Below are 14,925 nucleotides of genomic sequence, written 5' to 3' on the forward strand. Positions count from 1 at the left end.
GTTGAAAAACGGCGTCAAAAAACAAAACCATCGTCCACTTATTCCAATGCAAGGCGGGTGAGAAGATAGATGGCTAAAACTTATCAAACAGTCTTTGAGCTTGGTGGAAAACTGAATGCCACGTTCTTAAAAGCGTTCGGACAAGCGAACCAATCTGCCCAAGAGCTTCGAGATCAGGTCAAGAAAGTCCAGGACAATTCTGACTTCCAAAAAGCTACTAAGGGAGCTGGACTGTTCTCAGGCGCTCTCAAGAAAACAGTCGCAATCGCAACAGCTGCGGCAATTGCAATAGGTGGAATTTCAGCTGCTGCCGGAGCCGTTAACAAGGCAATGGACTTCGAGGCTCAGATAGACTCCATTCAAGCAGTCAGCGGTATGGCTGATTCGCAAATGGGTAAAATCCAGGCTCTTGCACTTGAGATGGGAGCCAAAACGAAGTATTCGGCGCTAGAAGCAGCGCAGGGCATGGAGGAACTCATTAAAGCGGGCATGAGCGCCCAGCAGGTAATGGACGGCGGCGCTGAAGCTGCACTGAACCTTGCTGCAGCTGGTGAAATCGGACTTGCGGATTCTGCTGAAATTATGTCCACAGCCATGAACGCATTTAAGAAAGATGGGATGGCCGCGGCGGACGCCGCAAACATTTTAGCCGGCACTGCGAATGCTTCGGCAACTGGCGTTGAGGATTTACGTCAGTCGCTCGCTGCGGTGTCGGCGGTTGCTTCCGGCGTTGGCATGACATTTCGAGATACAAACATTGCTCTTGGATTGTTCGCCAACAATGGGCTAAAAGGGTCTGATGCAGGTACTTCTCTTAAAACCATGCTCTCGAACCTACAGCCAACAACCAAGGCGCAGATCAAACAATTCAAAGCCTTGGGGCTTGTCACAGCTAATGGTTCCAACCAGTTCTTTGATGCCGCCGGGAATCTGAAATCGTTGGAAGATATCTCCGGTCTATTAAATGGCTCCATGAAAAAGTTGACAAATCAACAGCGCATGTTGGCATTAGAAACCATGTTCGGCTCTGATGCGATCCGGGCGGCAAACATCCTATATGGTGAAGGTGCCAAAGGGGTCAAGGAATTCAATTCTGAAATGAGCAATGTTACTGCGCTCCAAGTAGCTACTAAACGTATGGACAATGCCAAAGGCGCAGTCGAGCAATTCAAGGGTGCAATGGAGACGTTACAAATCTCAGTACTCATGCCGACGATGCCACTCATAAAGAAAGTGGCTCTCGCTGCTGCCGACCTCGCTGGTAATTTCACTATGTGGTTGTCTAGCGACCAGGCGAAGCGATGGGGTGATACTCTTCGCGGTGCGGCTGGTGTTGTAGGTGGGGCGTTTAAGTCCCTATGGAAAGTAGTCGGTCCGGTAGCAAGTGGCATTGGCAAAACAATAGCCGGCTTTTTCTCGGGCGATATCGGAAATGATTTCGGTAATTTATTGGGTGAAGTCCAAGGAATCTCTAAAGATTGGATAAGTGCTATCCAAAGCTTGTGGCCTTCTGTGAAAAGCGTTTTCGGATCAATTGGAAGCATTTTAAAGCAGCTTATTCCTATCTCGATGAAAGTCGGGGTAACCTTGTGGACCGCCTTTGCCAAAATTTCGAGAGCCATTTTGCCAATTGGAATCTACCTTCAACAAAAGTTATGGCCGATCCTTTCGAAAGTATTCGGTTTTCTTGCCCACGATGTGGCCCCGGCCGTTTCGCAGGCTTTCACGGCGATGCTACCAACTATAATGACCGTTGCAGGTAAACTCGGGCAGACCATTTCGGCACTGTTCAATTTTGTGAAGCCAATTCTCGGTGCATTGGTTGCAGCGTTTAACTTCGCGTTCCCGACGATCAAAGCAGTTGTTCTTGCCGTAATTCATTCGATATCTGGAGTGTTTAATGGGCTGATGACCATTCTTGGCGGGGTGTTGGACTTTATTACCGGCGTTTTCTCTGGCAATTGGGCCAAGGCATGGGAAGGTATTCGGGGCATTTTTACCGGTATTTTCTCCACGCTCGGTGCGATCCTGAAAACTCCGATCAATGCGATTATCGGGTTGATTAATCAGGCGTTTGAAAGCATCGGTTCCATTAGCGTAAATATTCCTGATTGGGTACCAGGGATTGGCGGGAAGACATTGGGATTTGATTTACCGCAAATTCCTATGCTTGCTCAAGGTGCAATTGCAACTGGTCCGACACTGGCGATGATTGGTGAGGGCCGGGAGGACGAAGCCCTTTTACCGCTCTCCAAACTGGACAGTATGCTCCAATCACGTTCGGCACCTGGCGGAGCAGGATCCGGCGGCACGACCATATACATCACGAATTCGCCAAAAATATATCTGAGCGGATCGGCTACTGAACAAGATGCAAAAAAAATTGCTGCTGCTTCGAATGATGATCTTGATAAACGTCTAAAGGCGCTCAAGAAACAACAGCAAAGGGTGAGTTTTGCATGACCTATACTACAATTCAAGGCGATACCTGGGATGGTATCGCCTATAAACTTTTTGGGGCGACGAAGTTTTCAGTTAATCTTATGGACGCGAATCCAGATCAATTGGAGAATGTGATCTTTAAGGCTGGTGCAACTTTAACCGTCCCGGAAATCCCGATCGAACAGGCGGAAACACTGCCTCCGTGGAAGCGGGAGGAATGACTATGGATCAGACACAGGATGCACGCAGAGTAGTCGTCGTAATCGAATATAACGGTAAGGATGTGACTGAGGATTTAGCTGCGTCGCTGCTTGATCTTACGTATAACGATGCGCCTGCAGGAAGCCTCGACGATATTCAAATTACTTTGGAAGACCGCGCGCGTAATTGGCAGGGATCATGGCAGCCGGCGCAAGGTGATAAAATCAAGGCCGAGATCCGGACGATTAATTGGGGCGGTCCCGGGGAGATCAAGAAACTTCCGCTCGGAACGTTTGAAGTGGATACGTTCGACTTTGGTGGACCGCCGGACACCGTTTCGATCAAGGCAGTTTCCTTGCCGGTTGGTTCAAACATTCGGCAGGAGACGCGGACTAAGGCCTGGGAGAAGGTCACGCTTAAAACCATTGCGGCGGACGTTGCTAAAAAAGCGGGCTTGAGACTACTTTATGAGGCTTCCGTTAACCCGGCGTATGACCGGATCGATCAAACTGAACAGTCCGACCTCTCTTTTCTGGCTGCGCAGGCCAATCAAGAAGCAATAGACGTAAAAATTTCAGGCGGTAATTTAGTCCTTTTTGATCAGTCGGATTATGAAAAAAAGGCGCCGATCACAACGATTGAGCGAGGCAAGGATAACGTCTTGTCTTATCAGTTCAGTTGGAGTACTGCGAATGCGGCATATCGCGGCTGCGAGGTAGCTTATACCGATGCCAAGAAGAAAAAAACAATCAAGGCGACATACATTCCGCCGGGTGCCCCTAAAACCGGCCCGATCCTGAAGGTGAACCAGCAGGTCGATTCGCAGGCTGCAGCTCAGCGGGTGGCGAAGAGTAGCCTGCGGGAGAAGAACAAGGAGGCTGGAAAAGGCACATTGTCGCTCTTCGGGGATATCCGCATGGCGACGGGGTTGACGGTCAACGTGAAAGGCTGGGGGCGATTTGACGGCAAGTACATCATTGAGAGCTGCAGCCACAAGCCCGGCGGTAGCGGATATACTACTGATTTGAACATACGGAAAGTTTTGGGGTGGTGAGTGTGGTTGATTTGAAGAGCATGGTTCAGTCTGGTACCGTATCGAGTTGTGATCCTGCGGCAGGCACCGTTCGAGTCACCTTCCCGGATCGTGACGATCACGTTTCCGGCGCTCTCCCTGTCTTGACTGCCGGCGGCTGGGGGCGTGGCAATGCCATCCCGGGAACCGGTGAGAGCGTGCTTTGTGTTTTTCTTGGTAACGGCATGCAGGCTGGCTTTTGTCTCGGATCATATTTTACTGACGAGGACATGCCGCCGGGCACCGCAGATCAACGTGGCGTATGGTTTGAGGACGGAAGCTACGTTTATTACGATCGACAAACCGGAAAGCTCATGGTTAAAGCGGCAAGTGGGGTCAAAATCGAAGGTGATCTTGAGGTGACAGGGTCGATTACAAGGGCGGGTGAGGTGCTGTGAATAAGATTGGAAATCTGGGCAGTGTCGTGTTTGTTGTTGGTCCAGATGCTATTCGCACGTTTGATGCGCTCACCAGATCCGGCGCAGGACGTTGGGCGAATCACGAAGTGATCGGGAAAAAGCCTCTTTCCCAATTTATCGGGCCGGGGCTTGATACGGTATCGTTCTCGATTCGTTTTGATGTGCGATTTGGCATGAATCCCCGGAAGGAACTTGACGCATTGGTTGAGCTGGAACGTGCGGGGAAAGCAATGCCTCTTATCATTGGTGGGAAGGGGCTCGGGGTAAACCTTTGGAAAATAACATCCCTTGAGCAAAATTGGGGAGCCGTAGACAACCGCGGGAACCCTCTTACGGCCACCGCAAATATATCGCTGGAGGAATACGTCAAATGAGCTATACGGTTGATATGGGGGCCGACAACTGGGTGAACTTTGCTCCGGCGACGCAGGCCGAAGAGGTCGAGCAGAACATCCGGACGATCATCAGTACCTATCTGGGATCAGCTCCGGGGGCACGGAATATCGGGACGGAATATTCGGACTTGATCGATGAGCCAATCTTTATTCAAAAGGCTCGGCTTGGTGGCGTCATCATGGCAGCGATTATGGAGCAGGAGCCCCGGGCGCAGATCACCGGCATTGACTTTATGGAGGGCGACGAGTCCCGTTTAATTCCCGTTGTCCGTTTCGTTCTGGCTGAGGAGGTATAAATTTGGGCGATCTTAATTTTGTTGATGTAGACGCGGCGGCTATCGAGAATAGCATCGTCACCATTTTTGAAGGGCTCAACGGTAGTAAGCTAGGTAATGCTGATCCACGACGTCTTTTTTTATTGTCGCTGGCACAGATCATCATCCAGCAGCGGGCACTTCTCAATACAACGGCCCGGGAAACGCTCTTGCGATATATGACTGGGGACATCCTGGATGATTACGGCGCAGATCACGACACGCTGAGGCTGCAGGCGGTGGCAGCGAGTACGACACTGCAATTTACACTCTCGATGCCCCTTGTATCCGCGACCACAATTCCTGTAGGTACCCGCGTCGGCCCGCAAGGCGGAGGCGGCGAGTTGTTCTTTGCGACAACCGAAGCAATGGAGATTCCGGCGGGATCATTGTCAGGAAGCGTAGGCGCGGCATGCTCGCTTCCCGGAGCCTCTGGCAATGGTTTTATACCCGGACAGGTAAATGAGATTATAGACCCTCTCCCGTTCGTCCGGAGCGCCGTTAATTTGACGGAGAGCGCGGGCGGTGCGGACACGGAGACAGATGAAGCATACCGCGCACGTATTCAAGAGGCACCAGAGAGCTTTTCAGTTGCCGGCCCGGATGGAGCGTATAAATTCTGGGCGCGGACAGCTTCGCAGCTCATCGCAGATGTATCTGTTACCAGCCCGGCACCCTGTGAGGTGCTGATCGTTCCGCTGCTTGCGGGCGGTGAGCTACCTGGGCAGGAGATACTCGACCGAATTATCGAGATATGCAGTGCGGCCGATAAGCGCCCGCTTACTGATCAGGTGACGGCCGCAGCGCCCACAACAGTATCGTTTGATGTGGAATTGACCTATTGGGTGGATATCGCTTCTGCGGCATCTGCGACGGCTATACAGGCCGCTGTTGAGTTGGCGGTGCAAGATTATGTCCTATGGCAAAAGTCCAAGCTTGGGCGAAATGTGAACCCCTCGGAACTGACCCGGAGGATCATGCAGGCCGGCGCGTACCGGGTGGAAATTACAACTCCGACATACACCGATGTCGGGAATACCGAAGTTGCCGTAGCTGATCAGGTCACGGTAACTTATGGAGGGCTGAGTGATGATTGATATCGATCACGTCAGCCTTCTTGATTTATTGCCGCCCAACCTGGCCAGAGATGCCAACGTGAGATCTGCGGCGCAGTCATTGGACAGCGAGCTACAGGCGATATCAGCTGCGGCCCGTAGGCTGCCTTTAAAGCCCAACCTCGACACGCTGGACGAGGATTGGATCGACGAACTGCTCCTGCAGGATCACGTCGAAGGCGCGGAACTTGCTTCAACGCTGGATGAAAAGCGAGCGCTCGTCAGGAACTCCATCGAAATCCACCGTACCAAAGGCACACGGTACGCGCTGGAACGGGTGATTGATCTACTAGGCATGCGGGCGATTATCTCCGAATGGTTTGAGCATGACGGCGATCCTGGGACCTTTCGGATCGAGGTGTTGGAGGTCACGAATAAGGGCCTTACGGGCGAAAAATTGCGACTGCTGGAACGTCTCATCATTGAGTACAAAAACACCAGGTCGCTGCTCACGTCCATTCGAGTATACCTAACCTCGCGCGGGCAGATGCGTTTTGCATGTAATACTTCCGGCGGGGAGACGGTGACCGTATACCCGTGGAGCGTGAGTGGGGTTGAGAGCCGTGGGCGGATCGGCGTGACACAGACGGCAATACAAAGTGAAGTAATAACGGTTTACCCGTAAAGGAGGAGACAAGGTGGCAGAGACATTTTATACAATTTTGACGGCTGTCGGCCGGGCGAAGTTGGCTAACGCGCAAGTTTTGGGCGAAACGGTCGCCTTTACACAAATGGCCGTCGGTGACGGGGCTGGAAGCTATTACAATCCGGTAGAGTCACAAACCGCGCTTAAACACGAGGTTTGGCGCGGTAACATCAGTCAGGTGAGCGTTGATTCCGACAACCCGAGTTGGATTGTGGTCGAGATGGTCATTATGGCTAACGTTGGCGGCTTTACGGTCCGCGAAGCCGGGGTATTCGATGCGGACGGAGACATGATTGCTATTGGTAAGTTCCCAGAAACCTTCAAACCGGTTATGGAAGACGGAAGCGCTAAAGACATGTACATTCGGATTATCTTGGAGGTTTCAAACGCTTCGACCGTAACGCTCAAAATTGACCCGTCAGCGATCTTTGCGACAAGACAATACGTTGATCAGCAAATAGCAGGCGTGTCGATCCCGGACGCTACGTTGATGGTGAAGGGTAAGACTCAACTCTCCAGCGATACGGACAGCGACGCCGAGGATAGAGCGGCTACGCCAAAGGCTGTCAAGTCGATCAAAACGGACTTGGCCTCTCAAGCAGCCGGAAAAGGGGCAAGTCTTATTGGTTTGGAAGACTCCACTGGTCACTTTACGGGCACGACGGTGGAGGCGGTACTTGCGGAACTTTTTACGTTTGCCAATGACGGGAAGACTGGACTTGCGAACGTCATTGGCTCTCCGGCCACGCCAGAATATACATTTGCCCAGTTAATAGAACTGCTTCAAAATGATAAAACCGCGATGGCAAATCATTTAATTAGCAAAGGTATTACATCAGCAAGCCCAAGCAATTACTTGTCTACGTTGATTTCAGATATCGCCCTGATTACACCGCTTCGGACAGCCAGCGGGAACGGGATTACATCTGGTACAACCGGACCGATGTTTGTTTATGCGAATGGCGGATCAGTACAAATGCCTGCTGTAGAAGTAACGGGTTTAACCTTTACCCCTAGACTTATTATAGTTGCTCATGTAACAAACGGATATTTAACACTCTATCAGAATTATATCGGCGATGCTTTTACGGCAGCAATTGCCAAACCAATAAAAGTAATCGCATTTAATCAGAGTATTTCTACTCAAACTTTATATTCATTCAGGGGCGATAGTGGGGCGGCGTCTATAACGTCAACTGGTTTTATCCTACCCGTTGCAGCAACATCTACCACCTATAATTGGTTCGCTCTAGGATAAGGAGGATAACACATGCAAATCGGAAGAAAGATTTACTATGATAAAGCAACTGGATCGATTATTCAGATTACTTCGGAAATGTCAGGTGATGTGAGAGAGACCACAAAAGAGGAAGACTTTGCTGCATACACAGCCCTTAACGAACGTAACCCGGAATCTGTAGGATGTCTGAAGTTGGAATACGGACAGTACAACGCGGACTTTCAAAACGGCGGAATCATCTCCAAAGTCAACCCAACGACACAGGAAGTAACAATCTCTTATCCCGATCCGCAGCAGCCGGGGGAGGTAACGCCGCCGCAGAAGCCATTAACTCAACAAGTCGCCGAGCTGCAGCAAGCCGACATTGAGAACAAACAAGCCATTGCCGATCTCACAATGACTTTGGCCGTAATGATGGCGGGTTAAGGAAGGAGGGAAGAACATGACATACACCAAGGACAGCGGGCTTGTTAAAGTTTGGGTAAGCCTAGTACTCACTGGCGCATACACACTCGATCAAGTACCGGCGCTATTCAACCTTAAGATAGTGGTCACCGAAGTTGTAAACGGCACGGCAGCTTAACCAGCGTTCCGGATTTTACGGAGCGCCATTTTTATGCCCTCGGGAGGTTTCCCGGGGGCTATTCTTTTGGACGGAAGGTGAGCAGGGCATGAAGGACAGCAATCTATTGGCGACCGTTATATCCGTTCTGGCGGCACTAAGCGGCATTGTGCTGGGGTGGGCGGGCCGGGCCAGATCGGTGAGGCAGGAAACGCAGAGCAAGGCAAGCTCTGACGCCGTGGTACGAGCAGATATCGAATACATCAAGCGCGGGGTCGAGGATATCAAATACGAGCAGCGGAAGCAGGGGGAGCGGTTTGACGAGCTCGCGGAACGCGTGACCCGCGTCGAAGAGTCGAACAAGTCTGCTCACAAGCGTATTGATAAGCTGGAAGGTTCGGAAGGGAGAGGATAGCATGCAGGCACGAAAGCAAGGTAACGCCCAAGGGATTGATGTCTCGCACCATAACGGGACGGTTGACTGGGCAAAGGTGGCGGCGGACGGAATCTCGTTCGTCTTTTTAAAAGCCTCTCAAGGGCAGACCTATGTTGACCCGACATTTATCAATAACGCAAAGGCAGCGCGGGCGGCTGGGTTGCTCGTGGGAGCATACCATTTTGTTGACGCCATAACCATGCAGGCGGCACGGGACGAAGCACGTCATTTCTTCGATACGATCAAGGACGTTACGCTCGATCTTCCGCCGGTTATGGACTACGAAAATAACCCCGGCGGGCTCACAAAACAAGCCATCAACGATGTGGCGACGGCGTTTCTTTCGGAATTAAACCAGTTGACTGGCCAAATACCGATCATCTACACCGGCAACAGCTTTGCCAAAAACTTTGATGTTGCGTTTGGGCCATATCCACTTTGGATCGCTCGCTACTCGACGGAGAGCCCCGGCGATGCCCCAGCATGGCGTCAATGGACCTTTTGGCAGTATTCGGACGGGCAGGCTGGTGGAGCGCGCCAGAACGGCAGCAGGAAGGTCACAGGCATAAGCGGATATGTTGATCTGAATGAATTTAACGGTACGCCGGACTACTTGCGGGCGTGGGCATCCGGGCAAGAACCGGAAAAAGAAGAGGAGGATGATTTGGATATGGCGAAGGCGGAAGAATTTGAACAACGGATAGCGGCGCTCGAAAAGCGTCTGAACATAAGCGGGACGGAAACGTATGCGGGCGACTCTGCTTACGCGGCTGCTTGTCAGCGGGCAAAGGATGCGGGCCTGATCACAACGTCGGCCGATAAGTCCAAACTTGAGCTTAATGTAATCAAGATGCTGGACAACGTCGGGCTGACAAACAAAGACCTGATCGCATTTTTGAAAAACTATAAACCGGAGGGGAAATGATCATGAAGAAAAGATTTAAGAACTATGCGTTGTGGGTCAGTATCGTATCGCAGGTGCTGCTGCTGACGCAGCTGATCGGCCACCTGACCGGAGCTTTCGAGCTGACGGACCTTATGAAGCAGAACATCCTGGCCGCGGTTGACGTGATCCTCGGACTGCTGGCAACGCTCGGGATCGTCAGCAACCCAACCAAACCGGACAGCACTGGCTACAACTTGTAATCTCCTAATATATGGTTTATAATTGTTATAACATATACGGACGCGCCGTTGTGCAATCCGAAAGAATCGGTGAAAAAGCCCGCCTGACCTTAACTGGTCGGCGGGCTTTTATCTATTTATCAGTCATTGTTATTCGGTCTCTCAACCGTTTTTCGCATATGATCCAAATAGGTTTCGGCTAAATGGAGTTCAGCTTCTAACTTGCTGTCGATGTTGTCAAGAGCTACTTTTAGAGCTACCACAAGCGTGTCATATAAGTATAAACGATTTTCGTCCGAGGTTTTTTTAATTTTCGTGGCCTCATTAGCAAAATTAAAAAATATTTGCTCGGGGCCGTCTTTAATAATTTGAAGAACAAACCACATCATACTACCAACTTCCGGATCAGGCATTATTTTCACACCTCCTGTAAAATTACGGTACTATAAATTCCACTTGGGTTCCGTCCGGGTAATCCTCCAAAGCATTTCCCACCCAACTGCCGGCGCCGCGGTTATCTCCTGGTGTTATGTATTCGATGTTGGCTCCGTCGCCACCTTCCGCGCACATCGCCATCGGCCATTCATCCCGGTCATACCCCTTTTTCGTCGGTATATCCTTCAAAGATTCTTTCCGATTTTCGTCGGCGTCTTCCCTCTCGATCGTGCATACAGCAGACTCTCCGTCGGTAATTGCATCCTTGATGTGCTGCGCCGTTTCCGGATACTTGTCGGAGGGAAAAGTGATCTTTACCGCCTGACCCGTCGTTACGGTCGTTACTTCTTTCTCGCCCTGTCCGCGCGCCTTAAAAAAATCCCAGTTGATCATGTCTCCATTAAAGACCAGAGAGGCGATGCATGCCAACGCTATGAGCACTCCGGCTATTTTGCCGATCCTACCCCGGTTATTCTTTTTCAAATCCATCCTCCTTTAAACCGTCGATATATGGTTTATGGTATTCGTCCTCAAGCTGCCGGCGTTTTTCTTTGGCGCCTTCCATGGTAGTCGCTGATCTGTAAATTCGCTTCCCCTTCACTGTTATATACGCTTCGTAATATTCTCTCCCTTTTTTAGTGCGCTTACGGATGCCTTTATGCCCCGTCTCACTGTCTGAACGTACCTTTTTAGTCAAGAGGGGGATTTGGACTCCATCAACGGACATTTCCGTAAACAAGATATCACGGGCCTTTTTCATTTGCTCTGGTCGCTGGCACCCGCAAGAAACTGCATCCCCGCGGCGCAACAAAGTTCCTCTGATCGGAACCTCATTGCCGCAATCACAACGGCAAAGCCATGTTGCATTATATCTATCAGTGTGTCCAGCACGGCCAATTACTTTTAGCATGCCGTATCTATTTCCAGTGATGTCAAGAATATTTGTCGGGGACTCTTTGCGTAAACATCCACACGACTTTTTACGCCCTTTAACGAGATGGCTTCGCGCGGCTAAAACCCCGTTTTCTCCGCAATCACATTTACACACCCAAGCTTCTTCTTTGTACAATTTCTCACTATGCTTCCCTGTTACAACAAGCTTTCCAAATCGCTGCCCCGTCAGATCAGTACGCTCCAATTTCATCAACTCCAAACCGACTTTTCAACCACAATGGTCGCCCCTCGACAAGCGCGTCAGGGCGGGGAAAATAACCCCGATACCCGTCCTTTAGCGCGCTCTTTGCCGACTTACCTATGCTTTGCTTGGTTATCCCGCGATGGCGAGACAACCAAGCAGCATCGACATACTCGAGAGGCGGTGTTACTTTTTTTCTACATAGATCGTGGTGCCGTTCCCATCTTCCCAACCGTTAACGTCTTCGCCGGCGTCGAGATCGGAAATGATCTGCTCTTGGCTTTCCAAATCAGGAGGGGTGATGGTGAACAACGTTTCTTCTTCTTGCACTACTTCGAATTGATGCAGATCATGATCAAAAGCAACCTCTACAACTTTGTATCCATCGCGAGTCCAAGTTTTCATTTTGATTGATCCTTTCATCCTCATCCGGCATCCCCGGTTTATTGGTTATCGTCCGTATTCCCTTGCTGTGATTTAAATATATCACGTATAGTTTACTTAGTAAACCGAACATAATGAGAACGTATGATTAATTTTTCATTTGCAATAATTCAATGTGAGGGCATATAATACAAACAAATGTTCTTATTTGGAGATGGTGATATGCTTTCTGATTTGGAGCGCAAGTTGCTACGTATCCTCTATAATTTTGGTCTTAAACATCGACGGAACCCATCAAAGACGGAACTTGAGCGGTTCTTAAATCATCGATACCGCGACATCGAAAAAGCGCTGGACAATCTCGCTCAGCACGAATATATCTTTTGGCCGGATCGGCCATCGCTGGAAACAATTAAGATATTGAAGGCGTGGGAAGACGGCGAGGTTAGCGTGAAAAAACAATACGTCGGCGGCAACATAGATTACTGGACCAAACATTAGGAGGAATTGCGATGGTTGGAAGGGACGGACCATGGGAAACAAAGTTTATTCTTCCAGAACAGCATAATGCGCTGATCGAGCAGCGGTTCGAACAAAGAAAAAAGAAACGGCCGGATCTCGATCCGCAAGAAATCGAGATCATTGAGCAAGCCATTTCCATATCATTTCGAGAACATAGCGAGGTAACGCTCCGGCTGTTTGGCGAATATCAAGACCTGGAGCTGCGCGGAATCGTCACGGCCGTGCAGACATATCGGCGGGAGATCAAACTCTCCACCGGCGAGGAAGAATGGCACTGGATCCGGATTGAGGATATTATGAGCGCAGGCATAGATTAAGCCCCGGATTTCTCCAGGGCTTTTTTATTTTACACGTCTTTATTTTTTGGAAGTTCAAAATCCTTTAAATTATCGTATAGGTCTTTTTGAATAGTGTACTTTCGGGCCAATTGATATGGAATCGCAATATCTCCAAACATATCGTCGAGGACCTTATCATAATCCACTCCGTCGGCCTGATCTCTTCTCCATGAAATATATACGCCTTGGTTTTCTCCACCACCAACATTATCTATATTAGTGGAGATTGAGACCTCGTATACTTTAGGGTTTTGAAACAGCACCTTCGAATATGCAATGAGTGATCCGCCGGCTTTTTTGACAAAATCCTTCTCATTGCCAAAAAGACCTGGATTAACCGTTATTTCTATGTAGTCACCTTTTGTATCGGTGGTTGACACGAATTTGCGAAATGTGTTGTCATTTAGCGGTATGGCCATCGCAGCTCCAACTTTGCCATTGAGGGCCTTCTTAACATTCTCTTCATTGACTTCAGCGTTGCTCCAATCAAAGGATGGTTCTTGTTCTTTTACTGGTTCCGTATTTACCTCGGTTGAAGGTTTGTTCTCTTGAGTTTTGTCAGAGGTGTTTACTGCAGAGGTTGTGGTGGACTCGGTTTCATCTGGCTTATCGATAACATTGAAGATCACCAAGACAAAGACAATTGCCGCCCAGAACCACCAATGCTTATAAAAAGGTTTCTTCATCATATCCCCCTCATTTCATGGATTACGACAATAGTCTATCAAAACAAGGAAAATATTACTATGGAAAAATAAAAGTGATAAATGATACTTTTATCGTATTATGGCATTCGACATCGAGGTGATCGCAGTGAAAATTCTAGCCATACACAGCACCAGCGGAACCACACACGAACTATTAATTCAAGACATCCTCTATATATCCTCCGAAGACAGTCGAGTCTTAATACACACGGCGGATGCCGTATATTTCCCTCCTCACACATTAAAGGATTTTTCACTAATTCTTCGATCCTATGGTTTTAAATCTTTAGAAAAGTCTAACGTTACGAACATGAGAAAAGTGAAAATGTATGATAAAAACACGAAATCGGTATATTTCGACAAATTGAGAGAAGGGAAGAGAGTAGAAGTATCACGAAGAAATTTGAAGAAAATACACGATTTCATGTGATATGATAACCGTTCGCACCGGGTAATCGGTCACTTATTGTCGACTCTATTCGACAAACAAAACGTTTTCATAGTTGTATGCTAAAAATAAGCACGGTCAAGAACGTATACGTTCCGATTTTGTCCGGGGGAGTGCGGGTTTTCCGCACTGCCTGCTTAACCGGCCGATATACGCCATTGGTACAAGTCCTCCATGCGGATGCCTAATATAACAGCAGCGGTGTACATGGCTTCGACACTCATATAGCGTTCACCACTACACCAATAGGATACCATGCGCTCAGACCATCCAGATCGGCGCGCAAATTCCGCTTGAGTCATACCTCTTTGATCGAGCCAGTATTGCAGCAGGCATCTCCCACGGGAGTATGCCACATAAATCTCCTTTCCATGTTATTACCAGATAAGGAACGTTTGTTCTGGTATTGTGTTCTGTTTTATGTTATTATCTTATCAACGTCTCGCCACGGAAAAAATTTCTACCAGGAGTGATGACCTATTCAGAACATTGAGGTTGACTTAGAAGAATACTTGAGACGATTTTCTGAAAACGGCGTTGACATCGAAGATGCGACTACATATTTAGAGTGTCTTATTTCTTCCAACGTTTCAAAGCAGCTTCCAAAAGCTCAATAATATCATCAGCTTCATCCTTACTTAATGTGTGTCCTTTATAAGTTAGCTTGTACTGATTTAACCGTTCAATAGGAATATCAGACAACTCCGACTCCTCATGAGGATCGGGGTTTTTTATTTCTGCTTCATTGTTGTAATAATTTACATCCGCTACACCAATGATGTAATCCGCTGTTGCCTTCAGAATTGGAACCAGCTTCGCCGCTATCTCAGTCGTTAATCGGCGTTCCCCTTTTTCAATGTCGTAATAATACTGAGGAGTTATATCAAGCTGTTTTGCCACGTTAGTCCCACTCATTCCACAATTTTTCCGTAACTCTTTTAAACGATGATTAACCTCGGCCACTAATGAACAACTCCCTTAAATTATGA

24 protein-coding genes are annotated in these 14,925 nt (G+C 48.9%); 17 read left to right on the forward strand and 7 right to left on the reverse strand.

Annotation, left to right across the window (positions count from 1 at the left end; all coding sequences use genetic code 11):
* Positions 1 to 69 precede the first annotated feature (69 nt).
* The 14 genes from ACI48K_RS18765 (at position 70) to ACI48K_RS18830 (ending at position 9,988) form a co-directional block, all read left to right on the forward strand.
* Positions 70 to 2,463: a phage tail tape measure protein gene (locus ACI48K_RS18765; RefSeq protein ID WP_475029148.1), complete on the forward strand. Its 2,394-nt coding sequence runs from the start codon at positions 70 to 72 to the stop codon at positions 2,461 to 2,463.
* Positions 2,460 to 2,663: a tail protein X gene (locus ACI48K_RS18770; protein ID WP_475029149.1), complete on the forward strand. Its 204-nt coding sequence runs from the start codon at positions 2,460 to 2,462 to the stop codon at positions 2,661 to 2,663. The genes ACI48K_RS18765 and ACI48K_RS18770 overlap by 4 nt, the downstream gene beginning before the upstream one ends.
* Positions 2,664 to 2,665: 2 nt before the next feature.
* Entirely contained in the window at positions 2,666 to 3,697 is a 1,032-nt protein-coding gene (locus ACI48K_RS18775; RefSeq protein ID WP_475029150.1) for a phage late control D family protein, read from the forward strand.
* 2 nt (positions 3,698 to 3,699) lie between these two features.
* Complete coding sequence (locus ACI48K_RS18780) at positions 3,700 to 4,113, forward strand: phage baseplate assembly protein V (RefSeq protein ID WP_475029151.1); 414 nt, start codon at positions 3,700 to 3,702, stop codon at positions 4,111 to 4,113.
* Complete coding sequence (locus ACI48K_RS18785; RefSeq protein ID WP_475029152.1) at positions 4,110 to 4,508, forward strand: phage tail protein; 399 nt, start codon at positions 4,110 to 4,112, stop codon at positions 4,506 to 4,508. Before ACI48K_RS18780 ends, ACI48K_RS18785 begins: the two co-directional genes overlap by 4 nt.
* Positions 4,505 to 4,825, forward strand: coding sequence for a lysozyme (locus tag ACI48K_RS18790; RefSeq protein WP_475029153.1), 321 nt, complete (start codon positions 4,505 to 4,507; stop codon positions 4,823 to 4,825). The genes ACI48K_RS18785 and ACI48K_RS18790 overlap by 4 nt, the downstream gene beginning before the upstream one ends.
* A 122-nt stretch (positions 4,826 to 4,947) precedes the next feature.
* A complete protein-coding gene (locus ACI48K_RS18795; protein ID WP_475029154.1) occupies positions 4,948 to 5,940 on the forward strand; it encodes a baseplate assembly protein in 993 nt (330 codons plus the stop codon).
* Between the two features lie 58 nt (positions 5,941 to 5,998).
* Complete coding sequence (locus tag ACI48K_RS18800) at positions 5,999 to 6,583, forward strand: phage tail protein I (RefSeq protein WP_475029155.1); 585 nt, start codon at positions 5,999 to 6,001, stop codon at positions 6,581 to 6,583.
* Between the two features lie 13 nt (positions 6,584 to 6,596).
* A complete protein-coding gene (locus tag ACI48K_RS18805) occupies positions 6,597 to 7,862 on the forward strand; it encodes a phage tail protein (protein WP_475029156.1) in 1,266 nt (421 codons plus the stop codon).
* Positions 7,863 to 7,874: 12 nt separating this feature from the next.
* The gene (locus tag ACI48K_RS18810; RefSeq protein WP_475029157.1) at positions 7,875 to 8,270 is read left to right on the forward strand and encodes a hypothetical protein; all 396 of its coding nucleotides are present in this window, start codon (positions 7,875 to 7,877) and stop codon (positions 8,268 to 8,270) included.
* 16 nt (positions 8,271 to 8,286) lie between these two features.
* Positions 8,287 to 8,427 carry a hypothetical protein gene (locus ACI48K_RS18815; protein WP_475029158.1) on the forward strand — a complete coding sequence of 47 codons (141 nt, stop codon included), beginning with the start codon at positions 8,287 to 8,289 and terminating at the stop codon, positions 8,425 to 8,427.
* Positions 8,428 to 8,515: 88 nt separating this feature from the next.
* Positions 8,516 to 8,821: a hypothetical protein gene (locus ACI48K_RS18820; RefSeq protein WP_475029159.1), complete on the forward strand. Its 306-nt coding sequence runs from the start codon at positions 8,516 to 8,518 to the stop codon at positions 8,819 to 8,821.
* A 1-nt stretch (position 8,822) separates the two neighbouring features.
* Positions 8,823 to 9,767, forward strand: coding sequence for a glycoside hydrolase family 25 protein (locus tag ACI48K_RS18825; RefSeq protein ID WP_475029160.1), 945 nt, complete (start codon positions 8,823 to 8,825; stop codon positions 9,765 to 9,767).
* Between the two features lie 2 nt (positions 9,768 to 9,769).
* Entirely contained in the window at positions 9,770 to 9,988 is a 219-nt protein-coding gene (locus ACI48K_RS18830) for a phage holin (RefSeq protein ID WP_475029161.1), read from the forward strand.
* A gap of 119 nt (positions 9,989 to 10,107) precedes the next feature.
* Here ACI48K_RS18830 and ACI48K_RS18835 read toward each other — a convergent pair whose 3' ends face one another.
* The 4 genes from ACI48K_RS18835 to ACI48K_RS18850 form a co-directional block, all read right to left on the reverse strand.
* Positions 10,108 to 10,380 (reverse strand): hypothetical protein, encoded by a 273-nt coding sequence (locus tag ACI48K_RS18835; RefSeq protein ID WP_475029162.1) that lies wholly within the window; start codon positions 10,378 to 10,380, stop codon positions 10,108 to 10,110.
* Between the two features lie 22 nt (positions 10,381 to 10,402).
* On the reverse strand, positions 10,403 to 10,795 hold the full coding sequence (locus ACI48K_RS18840; RefSeq protein WP_475029232.1) for a NucA/NucB deoxyribonuclease domain-containing protein: 393 nt from the start codon (positions 10,793 to 10,795) through the stop codon (positions 10,403 to 10,405).
* A 76-nt stretch (positions 10,796 to 10,871) separates the two neighbouring features.
* On the reverse strand, positions 10,872 to 11,540 hold the full coding sequence (locus ACI48K_RS18845; protein ID WP_475029163.1) for a hypothetical protein: 669 nt from the start codon (positions 11,538 to 11,540) through the stop codon (positions 10,872 to 10,874).
* A 183-nt stretch (positions 11,541 to 11,723) separates the two neighbouring features.
* Positions 11,724 to 11,942 carry a hypothetical protein gene (locus ACI48K_RS18850; protein ID WP_475029164.1) on the reverse strand — a complete coding sequence of 73 codons (219 nt, stop codon included), beginning with the start codon at positions 11,940 to 11,942 and terminating at the stop codon, positions 11,724 to 11,726.
* Between the two features lie 201 nt (positions 11,943 to 12,143).
* Here ACI48K_RS18850 and ACI48K_RS18855 point away from each other — a divergent pair, with 201 nt between their 5' ends.
* Positions 12,144 to 12,422, forward strand: a complete 279-nt coding sequence (locus ACI48K_RS18855; RefSeq protein WP_475029165.1) for a hypothetical protein — start codon at positions 12,144 to 12,146, stop codon at positions 12,420 to 12,422.
* A gap of 11 nt (positions 12,423 to 12,433) precedes the next feature.
* Entirely contained in the window at positions 12,434 to 12,760 is a 327-nt protein-coding gene (locus tag ACI48K_RS18860) for a YolD-like family protein (protein WP_475029166.1), read from the forward strand.
* A gap of 29 nt (positions 12,761 to 12,789) precedes the next feature.
* Here ACI48K_RS18860 and ACI48K_RS18865 read toward each other — a convergent pair whose 3' ends face one another.
* Positions 12,790 to 13,470 (reverse strand): hypothetical protein, encoded by a 681-nt coding sequence (locus ACI48K_RS18865; RefSeq protein WP_475029167.1) that lies wholly within the window; start codon positions 13,468 to 13,470, stop codon positions 12,790 to 12,792.
* A gap of 97 nt (positions 13,471 to 13,567) precedes the next feature.
* On the opposite strand from ACI48K_RS18865, the gene ACI48K_RS18870 reads away from it, so the two are divergent.
* Positions 13,568 to 13,918 (forward strand): LytTR family DNA-binding domain-containing protein, encoded by a 351-nt coding sequence (locus ACI48K_RS18870; RefSeq protein WP_475029168.1) that lies wholly within the window; start codon positions 13,568 to 13,570, stop codon positions 13,916 to 13,918.
* A gap of 155 nt (positions 13,919 to 14,073) precedes the next feature.
* Here ACI48K_RS18870 and ACI48K_RS18875 read toward each other — a convergent pair whose 3' ends face one another.
* Together ACI48K_RS18875 and ACI48K_RS18880 are read right to left on the reverse strand one after the other, a co-directional pair.
* Positions 14,074 to 14,292, reverse strand: coding sequence for a helix-turn-helix transcriptional regulator (locus ACI48K_RS18875; RefSeq protein ID WP_475029169.1), 219 nt, complete (start codon positions 14,290 to 14,292; stop codon positions 14,074 to 14,076).
* Positions 14,293 to 14,509: 217 nt separating this feature from the next.
* Complete coding sequence (locus ACI48K_RS18880) at positions 14,510 to 14,899, reverse strand: helix-turn-helix domain-containing protein (RefSeq protein ID WP_475029170.1); 390 nt, start codon at positions 14,897 to 14,899, stop codon at positions 14,510 to 14,512.
* Positions 14,900 to 14,925: the final 26 nt, after the last annotated feature.

Source organism: Paenibacillus terrisolis, assembly GCF_056171975.1.